The following is a 14,007-nucleotide window of genomic DNA, read 5'->3' as shown; positions in this document are numbered from 1 at the left end:
AATAACTGAGTATTCAGGACTTTAGTCCTCAACTAATTTTATTAAAGAATAAGCACTAAAGTGCTTACTACAAAGTGAAAAACCTCCTTTCAGATTTGATTAATCAAACTATCCAATGGATAACTTTTTAAGTTACTAACTGGCATTTGTGCTAAAGTTATTTTAGCTTCATTACTCAAGATAACTCTACCATAAATGCGGGGTAACAAAGATTGCCATTGCATATTTCCTAATTTATCAATCAAGGAAATCTCTATAGTATCGCTAATATCTAAATCTGCCATTAACAGATTCATAGCCACACTAGATAAAAATATTTCTGCATCTTCTATAGTTAGATTACCTGTGTGAATAATCAGGGTAATTTTTTGATTTTCAGGGTGATTTGCTAATGTTTGAATTACCTGTTGTAATTCTAAACCAAGTTCATCTTCTGCTTGTGTCCAATCAGGAAAGATAATTAAATTAATATCTCTTAATTTTAACTCATTGATAAAATCGCTGTTTTGGTGATTATCTGAAGAAAAGTCTAAATTCAAATCTTGAGATAATTTATTTAGGACAGAGATAACATGAGGTTTTCCATGGAATCCAAAGGTGTTTTCCCAAGAAAAGTTTTCAAGTTCTTCTATGGGTTGTTCAAAACTAAATTTAATAGCAAATTCTAAAGGTGCAAATTTAATACTTTTCGCTGTAAACCAGTCATAAAAATAATGGCAGATAATCAAATCTTCTGATAACGAAGATGTTTTTATATGATCAAAATCTAACTGTGAACATACCTCTAATAATTTTTTACTTCTTAAAGAAAAACCACCATTACCTACTCTATTTTTATTTAAGTCAAGTATATCTACTGTCTGACCTTGGGAGTTAACTAAATGAGATTGTTTGCGCCAAGGTGCGCCAATATAATCATAATTTAAAAATTCCTCTGACCAGAACTGAGGATTGATAATAAAACCATCTCCTTGTGTAACTAAGCAAAATTCAGTATCTATAAATGAATTAAGCTCTTTAATTATAAATCTGCTATATTCAACTAAACTCTTGATAGGATGAATTTTAATAATTTCTAATTGTGGAAAAAGTTCCAAATAACTTTGATCAATTTCCTCAGATGTAAAGAACAATACTCTATTAAAGTTTGCGTTTAAATTGGAAATTACTAAACTTAGTAACGTAAGTTCTATGTCTACGGAAGATATGGTGACTAGAGTTGTATTTTGGAGATTGATTTTATTTGTATTTTTATCCAGTAAATTAATAGCATTATTCAATAATTCTGTGATATTAATAGCCTGTTGTGTTTTAGCTAAAGATCCACTATAAAAAGTTCTTTCAGTAAAATTATCTGCTTGGGTATCTCTGACTATGAAAGGAGGATGTTTTAAAGGAAACTGCATTTCTTCAACTGGTATATTAGCTAAAATACTATTTGTATCTGTTGCATGAGTTCCTTCTTGTCCAAATCCAATATTAGAAACTAAATTAATATTTGGTAAAATACTTAAACCTTGATTTATATAACAAGCAAATAACCAAGGATAATCCCAGGTATCAAAACCTTCATACATACTTTGGAAAATTACTGACCAGTATCTAAATGCTTGTTCATCTTGGAGAATATCAAATAGCCAATTTTCATCTCTAACTTGAGGCCAAAGCGTCATAGTATCATCATAATATTGCCATGCTCTTTTCCAAGTAGCCCATCCCCAACAATGGTTATAACGGGAAAAATAATAACTATAATTTCGTCTTTTTTGTCCAAACTGAAGATTTTGTCCAGAAACTAACATGATCCGCGAATTATGACGATACTCTTCTAATAACTCTTCACAAAAGCGAAAGAAACTAGGATCAGGGAGACAGTCATCTTCTAAAATAATTGCTTCTTCAACTTGAGAAAATACCCAATCTAGTCCGGTATAAATTCTCTTTCTACAACCTAAATTAATATCAGAGTAATTAGTTAATACTTCACACTTCCAGTCAACTTGATTAATAATTGCTCTAGCAGCAAGACACTTTTCTTGTTCTCCAATTTTATTCGCTCTTGCACCATCAGCAATAACCAATAATTTGGGAGGTTTAGCTTCACGAATTTTTTCAAAAACTCTCTGAGTGACATCGGGACGGTTAAAAATGATAAAACAAACCGGGGTTTTTAATTGCCATTTACTCATAATTTTTTATGTGTACTTTTATTTCTTAAATTGCAATTACAGGACTGGTAATCTGAAAACAGGATCTTCCTAAACAAGAGCGTTTTTCGCTAGGTAAGTCTCCTCTGGATAATAAACTAACATCTTTAAAGAAGATGGAAGTGCAGTTTTTATAAAGATAGCTAGGAATCATTCCATAAAAATCAATTTTCATAAATCCTGAGTCTAGTAATTTTTTAACACCTTCTGCGTGTCTGTGATCATCTGTGTTATCAAAAATAATAAATCCTTGGTCTTTTACTTTAGATATAGCAAATTCAGCACATTGATTTCTATTGCTACCGTCAACAATAATTACATCAAATAAATGATCTTCATATTCAAGAATAGCAGAAGCATATTCTAAATCATCTTCAATTAAATATAATTCTACATTTGAAGGCATATTTTCTTTAATATAGTTAAACCAATTAGCATCATTCTCAATGGAAATTACTTGTGTTACTCTCTTAGACCACCAAAGAGACGAATTACCACTACCATATTCAAAAATACGAAAATCACTATCTATTTTATTTTCAATAAATTCTATAGCAGGATAGGTGTACCAAGGAATAGGTTTTGCTTCTTGGTTAATAGGTTTCCCTGAATATAAAGAATTTAACCATCCAGAAGTCTGTAAATAATTAATACCTGGCGGTAAATTTCTGGAAATTTCTTGCCAATCAGTAGCTAATATTAGGCTATGAGCTAGGGGTATTAACCCAGTTTCAGAAAATTGAGGATTTTCAATGATTGTTTGTTTAAATAATTCGATGGCTTCAGAAAATTTCTGTTCAGCAAATTTTTGATAAGCTTTGGATAAACTACTTTCTTGTTGTTGTGACTGTGTATTTGGTAAATTATCTAATAGTTGTGATTTCTCTACAGCTAGTGCAGCACTTTTTAATTCTTCTAAAGAAAAAGAAGGTAATTGTTCTAATCCTATTTGATTAATAAATTTTTTGTCTTCACATTCTAAAATAATTCTAGAGTGCAAAACTGGCAATAAACCTTTATATTCTTCTGGTGAATTTGTTTTTAATAAATTAAATTGTGGTAATTTATCATCATCAGTTTCCATATTTCCTTGATAACAAAGATTAAGTACAACATCTGCTAATAAGAAGTTTCCATCTTCTAAACTGGTGTTTTGGATATCAATAAGTAAGGCAATATCACTATTTTTAGGGTGATCAATAATGGCTTGACATATATTTAGTAACTGTGCAAATATTACTTCTATAGATTGACTCCAATCTGGGAAAATGATAAAATTAGTGTTTCTTAAATTCAGTTGATAGTTGTTTTCTGCTGATTTTATAGCTTTTAATACAGCATGAACATGAATAACTTGATTTCCCGAATTTTTCTCATCAATGCTAACAATACTAAATTCCCCTTTAAAACCATAATGACTTTGACAACCTGCTAAATAAGGAGGAAATTCTTGGCAATAATACATAAAAGAATTAATATTCCAAAAACTGACATGGGTAGGATCTTGAAATGCTCCTCTGCCATCAGTTGATGGTACGCTAATGTCAACTATTCCATCTGGCTTTAATATTCTCCAGATTTCATTCATTGTGTGGATTCTATCAGGCAGATGCTCAATAATATCATGTGCTTTAAGAAAATCAACACTATTATCTGGAAATGGAAAATGACCATTCAAATTAGCAATAACATCTACACCATCAGCAGCAACTAAATCTACACCTATAAAACCTTCAGCTTTATGAGTTCCACATCCTAAATCTACATTTACCAACAAGTTAGCATTATTCATAATGTCAATACTTTTTTTATTAAGTTGTTGTTGATCTGACTCAAATAAATTTTTTTCTTCTTGCTTATCACAAATTAATAATATACCATTATTTTGAAAATATTTTCTCCCAGGATAAAAGTGTTCTAACTTACTTTTTATTTCTAAATCAATAGGGCGCGTAAATGTTAGCTCAATTTTATCAGTGATAAAACTGCTTTGATTAATATATGCTAAGTAATCTTCTGTAAATAAGCGATTAATATGAGATGAATGATAAATATAATAAACCATCAGATTAGCCGTTTCTTTGTCAGTAAATTGACATAGATGGCTATACATTTGCGGTGGATTCATTAAAAGATGACCCCAAGGGGGAATAGGAGAGTCACCAAAATGAAATTTTTGGCCTTGTTGATCAACTATATTCGGTAAATGATGTCCATCATAAGCAGACCAGATAGGAGAAAACATTGAAAACAATTTGCCTCCTGGTTTAAGAGCTAGAAACATTTTATCCAAAGCTAATGGCAATTTATGAATATGCTCAAAAGTCGCAATAGAAAAAATTAAATCATATTGGTTATAATATTCCTCTGGTAAATCTTCAATATTTTCTAGATAAAGATTATATTTATTTTGTTGTTTATTATTGAACTTGTAATCAGAAGTATTCTTAATGTTTTTAATAATTGTACCTGTGTGAGTTATTCCTCCCGTTTCTTCCAATGATTCTTCATAATCTGGTGTTTCAATTCCTGTCCATGATTTCACACCAAGATAATCAAAAACAAAATCAGGAGGTAAACTTCCTCCTACTTCAAGTACATCTTTATTTTCAAATCCAACTAATTGCTGACAGATATGAGCAAAATTGACATGATAACTAAGGTTGAATTTAGTTTGACATTCTTGGATTTGTTCTTGTTTTAACATTATTTTCTCCCATGAAAAATTTATATAACTGCTGATGGTAACAAAAATAGCTATTTGTGGCGATCGCCTTCCCCCACTATCTTCTCCACATCGTCCAACACAGTCTGATAATCCTCCCTATCAGAATCCAACTTAACCAACCTCTCCATCAGTACCATCACTCCTTAAATTACCCACCATATCCATAGAATACCCACAGTTGACCAAAATCTATCATTTCCTAGATACGTGAATATTTATTGAAATCAATCTTTACAATTAACATCAGCAAACCCAAAAATCATTATTCAATGCTTTTACACTGATTTATATTTTTATTTACCAACTTGAAATTTAAGAATATTTACCATACTATCTGACAACCATAACCCCGCATCCCCTAAAGCCTCAATTCCTGGAGATATATTAGAAATAAGTCTCCGGCTTTTTGCTAAAATTATTACCCCACCAGTACCCATAGTAATAATACTTAATAATTTAACACAACGCCGTGCTGTCTCGATCATCAAGTATAGCAAAACGAGGAGAACAATTAAAACAACCGTTTAACTATTCTCAGGAAATTGAAAAACAAGTGTTTTTATTTCTGAATTATCCTTAGAATGTGATACAGTAAGGGCGAAGCATTCGGATGATAGTCTTAGGTAAAAACCGATAATTAATTGTCCGAATGCTTCGCCCCTACATTGTTGACGCGAAACCTAAATCAAAATGTGGTTTATTTACCTGAAAATAGCTGTAACATAGTTACTTCTCCTGGAATATCTTACAAATTCACCTGCTCAAAACTAGCATGAAATAAAAAATTAACAGCTTCCATCAATGCTTGTAAATCCTCCAATACATAATATTTAACATTCTTCACAAAATCCACAGCTTGTAAAAATCCAAATTCCCACAATTTACCATTAGAAACTATCCCAAACAACCTACTATTTTCCTCACCATTAATTTTTTGTGCTGCTACCAACTCCGCTAAACACTGTCCCCAACCTTCCTCAAAATTATCCTTTTTTGCTTCTACAATAATTAAATAAGGTTTCTCTAAAATTACCTTTCCTCTAGGAGAACGTTGGGCAATCATATAATCTGGAATACCAGATAAATTCTCATCATAATTTAATGCTTGATGACTCCACAGCAGTAATTTATCAGCGTAATTTCTCCATATTTCTACTAAAATCGGATAAATAATACTTTCACAAATAGCATATTCTGAATTAAAAATTACCCCTTCCTGTAATAGAAACTTTAATCTGTTTTCAAAATATGAATCAATTTCTATCGGTGTTTGTTCAATAAAATTTTTTTCAGAATAATTGATAGGAAAATCTTGTAAAACATCAGCAATATTTTTGTATTTATTAAAAGACATAACTACCTCTATTAAATCCACATATAATGTTTAACTGTTGTTAATCTTATCCAATTATTTCTCCAATTATTTCAAATAATAAAACCTAATAATTTAACTTCCTATTTATCTATTTCATCCTGTAAATCCTTAAATTCTGGATATCCTGATTCAGACAGAAAATTATAATTTTTTATTTTTGACTTTTTATCTAGTTCATCATGTAAATCCTTAAATCCTGGACATCCTGATTCAGACAATTATACAACTACATTAATAACTGACTAACAATAATATCAACATCTGGAAAAACTAAAGCATTAATTATTGGTTCTTGCCATTTTATTTCCACCAAATAATCACCATTTTCAAGTTGCCGAAAAACAATTAGTTCTTTACTTTGTAAATTAATAATCCAATACTCCGGGATTTTTGCTTCAGCATAAACCTTTTTCTTAATCAATAAATCTTTAGCTAAACTTGTATTAGCTACTTCAATTAACCAAAAAATATCCTCTGGATAGGGATGACGTTGATCATATTTAGACTCAGGTAATTTAACAATTGCAATATCTGGTTCTGGTTCAGAATTAGATAACGTAATTGGACCATTAAACCTAACATCTGCTTTTCCTTGTAAAAGACTGGATAAATAACTAACACCTCTTTTAGCAGTATTATAATGTTGAGGTAATTCGGGACTCATTTCTATAATTTCCCCATCTATTAATTCACAATTACGACCTGTTAAAATATCAGAAGCAATCATTTTATGATAGTCGGCAACTGTCCATCTAACTAAAGTTTTCATTGTTTAGAACCTTAACTTCAATTCATATACCCAATATACCAAGATCCCCGACTTCTGATATAAAATTATAATTATAATTTATGGACACAATCTCTAAAAGAAGTCAGGGATCTATTCACTGATTATTTACTCATCTAATTCTACCCCTAATTCTCTCAACTTTGCCGCTAATTTATCCGCACGTTGTTTCTCCTGTTCAGCCCGTTGTTTTTCCTGTTCTGCTTGTTCTTCTCCTGTTAACAATAAATTACCATCTAAATCCCACCATCTTAACCAAGGTAACTCTACATTTTTATATGTTCCTTGCCAAATACCCAACTCTACACCCATTTTTTGAATTAGATAACGCCCCCTTTCATTAGGTGACATTAAATAATATTTCCCCTCAACTAAATGATATAATTCTAATGATGCTTTCTGCACTTCATAAATTCCATAAAAAGGTACTCTAATCGCTTTTTCATACACCCAAAACTTACCTGAACATGGCGTTTCATCCCTTTCTTCAGCACCATGCCCTGAAACAAATTCAATCACAATGAAAGGGGCTACAAATTCCTGCCACATCACATAAGAACGGCGCATTTGTCCGTTTAAAGTTGGCGGTACATCAGGAACATAAAACCAATCTGGTGCTTCTGCTCCTTTTTGTGGTGGCTCAGTAATACGCCAATAAATACCGCTATCTTGACCTATACAAAATTGTTTATCTGGATGAATTTCTTGTAATTTTGACCAAATAGATTCTGTTAATAAAATACTTTGAGGATGTTCTTGAAAATTCTTCACAAATGTTCCATCTTCACAGGGTAATTGAGTATGATCTGGTAATTGGGTGGGTAGATCAGTTGGCAGATCAAGTTTCATATCAAGTTTCATACTATCCATAATTTACCATTGTGTATGTTTGTTTTGACTAGGATAGGTTATGGCATGGCATTCACCTGATTTCATTGTAAACAAATACCCAAATCCCCGACTTCTCAGATAAAATCATCATTTCTGGACACAATCAATAAAAGAAGTCGGGGATCTATTTAGCTACCTGATTATTTTTCTCTGTTTTCTTTGCATCCGCTAACACAGTTTGATAGTCTTTTCTATCTGGATGTAGTTTAACCAACTTCTCCAACAGTGCGATCGCTCCCTGATTATCCCCCACCTGTAACTTCATCACTGACAACTTCTCCAACGCCACCTGATTATTAGGTTCACGCTGCAAAACCAACTCATAACCCTTAATCTGTTTCTCTAACTCAGTCTCAGCAGATTCAACCACCGATTGCTGTGGGTGTTGCCAAGCTTTTTGAATGGTGCTAAACCCCCCAAACAATATAGAACCACCGAAGCCCAATAAAGAAATATATGTAACAATTCTTTGCTTTCTTGCAATTTGCTGACGACGTTTTTCCAAGTAATCACTACCAGAACTAGCCATGTATTCATACTTGCTGCGGTAAATACATAAAAACAGCAATCTTCCTCTCCTATTTATGAGATTACCCATAAAACCAAAAAAAATATCACCACTGACTGCTGATAGCTGACAACTCCTAGCACTCAATAATGGACAATTAACAATGAACAATTGACAATTAATTACCTCTCCCTTCAAGGGAGAGGATTGAAAAGCTGAATTTTTTGCTTTTTTCCCCTTGAAAGGGGAGGTTTTAAACCTTGAACGAAACAATTATCAATTATCAATTGTCAATTATCAATTGATAACTGTGGTCGTAATTACCGTACAAAAACCCAAATCTTAGCAACTTCCCAGAATAAGTTATGATATACTCTAGAAGTTAAGACTAGCTTTGCCCAACTATAGGACTCACGCACCAGTAACAAATGCCAACTGGAAAGCAGTTTTAACTAAGTATTCACACAAATAAAATTTGAACCACATCGAGGTTATGACTCAGCAAGTGATTCACCCTATGGTGAAATTGCAGCGCAATGTGCAATCACTCGTAGAATCCAATATTATTAAGCCAAGCGATAGCATCTGGAAAATTGCCTTCCTCTACGGCAATGACTGGCAACACTGGAAACAAGAACTGCTAGACTTTGGCTTTAGTATGCAAGATCCCATTGGTGATCTATTAGCAGTAGAAACTTGGGACGAAGATTAGGGACTGGGGACCGGTGACTGGTGACTGGGGACTGGGAAAAGAATTTCACGTAATTACCATTTACTAATTACCAATTACCAATTACCAATTACCAATTACCAATTACCAATCACTAACAAGCCATCAAAGCCTCAGCTAACTCCTTAGCAGTTTGAAAGCGATCGCGTGGTAGAGGTTCCGTCACCCGTTCAATAATTTCGCGGAGTTGAGGAGTAATTGTCGGCACATTTTTCACATCAAAGCAACCTCCACGCCCTTTGTGGCGGAAATACTTTAAAGGATTTTCCCCCGTTAGTAAAAAAATCAAAGTTGGACCTATAGCATACAAATCCGATTGTGTCAATGGTTGTCCTCGTTCCTGCTCAGGAGCGCAATAACCTTCCGCACCAATCCTTGTCCCCGGTGCAGTGCCAATTTCCTTCACAGCACCGAAATCCAACACCACAATTTGATTATCAGCATTTCTCACCATCAAATTAGCAGGTTTAATATCCCGGTGAATCAGCGGTGCATCTTGATGATGAAGATAATCTAAAATATCGCAAGTCTGAATCATCCAGGCGATCGCCTGATGAGGAGTCACAGGACCAGTAGTATATACACGCTTTTCCAAATCCTGTCCGTGAATTAACTCCATTGCCAAGTAGTTTTTCCTATCTTCGGCAAAAAAATCATAATATTTGGGAATTCCTCGATAATTAAGACATTTCAGAGTTTTCGCTTCTCGTTCAAACAACTCCTGCGCTTTAGCAATTTTAGCCATATCCGCATTCATCTGCTTTAGCACCAACAGTTGAGGAACACCTGTACTTACACCTGTAGCATCCCAAGCCAGGTAAGTAGTACCCATACCACCCTGTCCCAGTGTGCGTAAGACCTGATAATGGCGAATTCGCTTGATAACAGTTAGCGGTTGACCACAGTGAACACAAAATATATTATTTGGGGAATTTCCTTCGTGATTGCAATGGGAAACAGCAACTTTCTCAATTTCCTGGTGTATTGGTTGCCAAGGTGAAACCGTCAGTTCCGGTATATCCTCAAGTTGGAATTTGAGTATAGGTCCTCCCTGTGCTAGTTGCAGGAGAGAATTATCGGATAACGTACTTTTTGTTACCAGAACACCATTAAGAAAAGTACCATTTGTCCCTTGACTAATTACCTGCCAAGCATCACTGCTGCCAGAACTCAATTGTTGAAGTTGCAGATGATACCGAGAAACTAAACTATCATTGAGTACAACATGATTATCCACCGCGCGACCAATGCGAATCACAGAGGAACCCTGAAAACTCCACTGTTTAAGCGGCGTTTTATTTTTCGTGTCTAACAGGGTCAGTGTTACCACAATCAAAATTTATAATTCATAATTATTTATCTATCAGAAAAGAGAACTACTTGTAAAGACATGGCTTATCAACCTGCTATATAAAACCTAGACAAAGCTAGACTTTACTTTCTACTAGTTTTGTATGTACTTGTATAGGTTTGTCTAGTAAATTGTCAATTTAGGACAAGCTCATTTCCATTCTATGTCAACTTTGCTGATAGGGTTAACAGCTAGTTAGCAAGAGTTAGCTTGTTTGCATCGGAGAAACCTTAACCCGAATCAATATAGCCGTAATATTGTCGTGACCATTGTATTCATTTGCCAGATCAACCAAGTCGCTCAGACCTGATTCCAAATTTGTACTCGAACTGAGCAACGGTGTGAGGTGAGTCTGCCAATTAGTTTCCAATAAATCATTATCAGATAACCCATCGGAAACCAACAACAGCAAACAATCTTCATGAATCTCAAAGAAATTGATATCAGGATGGACAAAATTGGCATCTCGTGGACCCAAAGCTTGAGTGAGTTGGTAGGCATCTGGACGAGCATAAGCTACACTAGCAGGTACCCCTTTAGCAATTTCCCGTTGACCCACTTCGTGATCCACAGTCATTTGCTCTAGTCCCCCCTTGCGAGTGACACGATAAAAACGACTATCTCCCAGATGAGCCACTGCTAACTTAGTGTTTTGCATCAATAACATCACCAAAGTTGTACCCATGCGCCCCACACCAGAACGCAGTCCTTGTTGATTGAGATCGTAAATCGTTTGATTCGCTAACAAAACCGCTTCTTCGATCATTTCAGATGTTGGCAGTTCCTCCCCAACCCACTTTTCTTGAAAGTATTTTCGCAAAGTAGTTACAGCCAACTCACTGGCCACCTCACCTCCAGCGTGTCCCCCCATCCCATCACAGAGAATATACAAACCCCTAGCTTGCAAATTGCGATTTCTAGGTACTTCCAGCTTTTGCTGCTTGGTTTCAATGGCAAAATAATCTTCGTTGTGATCACGTTGACGACCGACATCAGTGCGTCCTACATCTTCCACAGTCCTTAATTGCATTGACAAGATAATTGTCGGTGCATCTTCATTTCTTTCCTCATCCTGACAATTATCATCTTGCAACACAGTTGGCGCAAAAGCATATTTTGTCTCTGTAGAAGCAACACCAGAGTGAGAAGGTGATTGTAGTTCTGTGGATATTTCCTCCAAATGCGATCGCAATTCTTCCCCAGTGGCAGTCTTACCAGCTTCTAAATCATCCAAAATTTGCACAAAAGAGGCAATATGAATATGTTGAGACTGTAGACATAAATTGCGCCAAACCCTTCCCAAAGACTTGATAGTTAAAGGCGGCTCGCCATCAGTAGGCAAATTTTCAGTAGGTGTTTCCAGATACAACTGTTGTAACCCCAGTGTTTGGTCTCCATCTAGTCGCAGATTTGATAACTTCAACAAACTTTGACGACAATTTACTGGTTTCAGTATTTCCCAAAGTTGGATCATCTGATAACACCAGTGTAAAATCTGCAATGGATGGGTTGTAGGATCTTGCCACGCCTCTAGTAACAACTGCCAATGGGAACGGTCTTCAATCAGTACCACCTGCATATTATCTTGTTGCCAAGCATCGTGAATTATGGGTATTCCCAGTGAAATTTCCTGTTGTAATGCCACATAAGCTTGAGCCAAACTAGGAATACCAATTACACTCACCGATGGCACAATCAAACCCTGTGGTTGATGTTCCAGCATCGCCTCAATAGGTGAAATGTGAAAGGGTTGGCAATCTAAAACCTTGAATTTATACTCAGTACCACCCGGCATCACTTCCGGTTCTGGTAAAGGTTCTAATAATTGATAGCGTTGTCCCCGATCTAAAAATGAGCCTACCGCAAATTGTAGACGGGTGTTTGTGTTGCCTATATCTGGTGTTAATTTTTCTTCCCCAAATTCGGAAACAACAACAGGTACTTCTTGGGTAATGATTGCCCACCAAATCGTGCCACATTCTGCACCACACTTGTGACAGTATTGATTATTTAAAAGGACTTCTGCCCCACATTCAGGACAAGTCTTATAAGTTAAAGACGTGCCACAACTTTGACAAAACTTATTGTCATTGGGATTTTCAAATTGACATTGCGGGCAAATGAGCATAGTAGAAATTCCTTGCTTTTTCTTCTAAGATGCTTCTAGCTACTAAATATATAACGTCTCTACTGGGATAAAATCTATCCACAATTACTAACTTACTGCCATATAGTTGTGTTTTATATTCTAGTACAGCACGGCGTAAATAAACCAACCATTCTAAATCTCCGACAATCCTATGCTGTCTTGGTTTTGACTTTTGACTTTTGACTTCCGCAAAGCGGTACTAGCTGCCTTCTAAATTCATAAAAGCCCATATCTGATATAGCTTTTGATAATTTCCCATTAGCTAACATCCCGGATACATTCAAATCCTCTATCCCTATCACCGCGTGGTTTTTGCTAATATAGGTCGTGATTTTATGTAATGTATCTTTTCTAATGTTGGCTATTTTTTGGTGTAATCTCGCTCATTCGATAACTCTTAAAGTCTTACATGATAAGAAATAATGGGCAATTAATAATTAAGAATATCTATTACTAATTACCCATTTCTCATTACCCATTACTAATCTCTAGATTAGCAAAAGTAGTTGATGACTGTAATATCTCATATTGGAAGTTTTGCTTAAATTATAACTGCGTCATGTAGTGATATTTTCTCTAATCAAGGTAATAAAGGTAGTAAATACCACTATCGCAGAGAATATAAATGTAATCTGAAATACAATTTACACAGCGAAAAGCTTAACAAAATCTAAAGAAAAATATTTTGTAACTTAAAATACAGTTTTTCTGTGTCTGTAGCGATTGAATACAAAAACAACTTATTGGAAAACAAAAGGATAAATATACTTGTCTCAAAGATTAAAGTACGGGGATCACTAAGAATGAAAACAAAAGTTACAAAAAAAGTAAATTTATATATCTAAAGCGTGACGACTAAAAATATCAATACTAAGATAATAAATAAGGATACGTGAAATTTTTAAATTGTTAAATTTGTTAAAAAATAGCCGCCTCTGTGGCTATAAATCTTGACTGGCTAGAGTTACAGAGTGTTACCAACATTATTTAATCCAGGGGTTTTAAAATGCAAGTCTTACAAAAAATTCATTGCCCAAATTGCGGCAGTAAAGCTGAACGTCACTTTATTGCTGAGAGTCAAGTCACCAGAACACAATGCCCAACCTGTGATTACCTGATGATTAGCTGCACTCGCACTGGTAGGGTTATTGAGGCTTATGCACCAGGTATTTATGCTAAAAAATAGGTGATTGGGGACTGGGGACTGGTGACTGGTGACTGGTGACTGGTGACTGGGTAATCAATTTTATGTTTACCAATTACCAATTATCAATTATCAAT

11 protein-coding genes and 1 pseudogene are annotated in these 14,007 nt (G+C 34.7%); 2 read left to right on the top strand and 10 right to left on the bottom strand.

Annotated features, from left to right (window positions below; all coding sequences use genetic code 11):
- Positions 1-89: 89 nt before the first annotated feature.
- The 7 genes from K2F26_RS24085 to K2F26_RS24055 all read right to left on the bottom strand — a co-directional run bounded on the left by K2F26_RS24085 (position 90) and on the right by K2F26_RS24055 (position 8,517).
- Complete coding sequence (locus K2F26_RS24085) at positions 90-2,189, bottom strand: DUF5672 family protein (protein WP_220609800.1); 2,100 nt, start codon at positions 2,187-2,189, stop codon at positions 90-92.
- A 25-nt stretch (positions 2,190-2,214) separates the two neighbouring features.
- A complete protein-coding gene (locus K2F26_RS24080) occupies positions 2,215-4,914 on the bottom strand; it encodes a methyltransferase domain-containing protein (protein ID WP_220609799.1) in 2,700 nt (899 codons plus the stop codon).
- Positions 4,915-5,228: 314 nt separating this feature from the next.
- Positions 5,229-5,420: a DUF3368 domain-containing protein gene (locus K2F26_RS24075; RefSeq protein WP_220609798.1), complete on the bottom strand. Its 192-nt coding sequence runs from the start codon at positions 5,418-5,420 to the stop codon at positions 5,229-5,231.
- 260 nt (positions 5,421-5,680) lie between these two features.
- A complete protein-coding gene (locus tag K2F26_RS24070) occupies positions 5,681-6,289 on the bottom strand; it encodes a hypothetical protein (protein WP_220609797.1) in 609 nt (202 codons plus the stop codon).
- 247 nt (positions 6,290-6,536) lie between these two features.
- A complete protein-coding gene (locus tag K2F26_RS24065; protein ID WP_220609796.1) occupies positions 6,537-7,079 on the bottom strand; it encodes a Uma2 family endonuclease in 543 nt (180 codons plus the stop codon).
- Between the two features lie 126 nt (positions 7,080-7,205).
- Positions 7,206-7,967: a Uma2 family endonuclease gene (locus tag K2F26_RS24060; RefSeq protein ID WP_220609795.1), complete on the bottom strand. Its 762-nt coding sequence runs from the start codon at positions 7,965-7,967 to the stop codon at positions 7,206-7,208.
- A 145-nt stretch (positions 7,968-8,112) separates the two neighbouring features.
- On the bottom strand, positions 8,113-8,517 hold the full coding sequence (locus tag K2F26_RS24055) for a tetratricopeptide repeat protein (protein WP_220612015.1): 405 nt from the start codon (positions 8,515-8,517) through the stop codon (positions 8,113-8,115).
- 472 nt (positions 8,518-8,989) lie between these two features.
- Here K2F26_RS24055 and K2F26_RS24050 point away from each other — a divergent pair, with 472 nt between their 5' ends.
- The gene (locus K2F26_RS24050) at positions 8,990-9,208 is read left to right on the top strand and encodes a DUF4327 family protein (RefSeq protein ID WP_220609794.1); all 219 of its coding nucleotides are present in this window, start codon (positions 8,990-8,992) and stop codon (positions 9,206-9,208) included.
- Positions 9,209-9,320: 112 nt separating this feature from the next.
- Here K2F26_RS24050 and K2F26_RS24045 read toward each other — a convergent pair whose 3' ends face one another.
- The 3 genes and pseudogenes from K2F26_RS24045 to K2F26_RS25510 form a co-directional block, all read right to left on the bottom strand.
- Complete coding sequence (locus K2F26_RS24045; RefSeq protein ID WP_220609793.1) at positions 9,321-10,556, bottom strand: protein kinase domain-containing protein; 1,236 nt, start codon at positions 10,554-10,556, stop codon at positions 9,321-9,323.
- A gap of 226 nt (positions 10,557-10,782) precedes the next feature.
- A complete protein-coding gene (locus K2F26_RS24040; RefSeq protein WP_220609792.1) occupies positions 10,783-12,705 on the bottom strand; it encodes a serine/threonine phosphatase in 1,923 nt (640 codons plus the stop codon).
- Positions 12,677-13,109, bottom strand: a pseudogene (locus K2F26_RS25510) (transposase); the annotation flags it as partial. The gene K2F26_RS24040 and the pseudogene K2F26_RS25510, both read right to left, overlap by 29 nt.
- A 623-nt stretch (positions 13,110-13,732) precedes the next feature.
- Here K2F26_RS25510 and K2F26_RS24030 point away from each other — a divergent pair.
- On the top strand, positions 13,733-13,912 hold the full coding sequence (locus K2F26_RS24030; protein WP_220609791.1) for a DpnI domain-containing protein: 180 nt from the start codon (positions 13,733-13,735) through the stop codon (positions 13,910-13,912).
- Positions 13,913-14,007: the final 95 nt, after the last annotated feature.

It is taken from the genome of Sphaerospermopsis torques-reginae ITEP-024 (genome assembly GCF_019598945.1).
Taxonomy (GTDB): Bacteria; Cyanobacteriota; Cyanobacteriia; order Cyanobacteriales; family Nostocaceae; genus Sphaerospermopsis.
The sequence above is the reverse complement of the archived record's forward strand: the minus strand, read 5'-3'. Positions and strand labels throughout refer to the sequence as shown.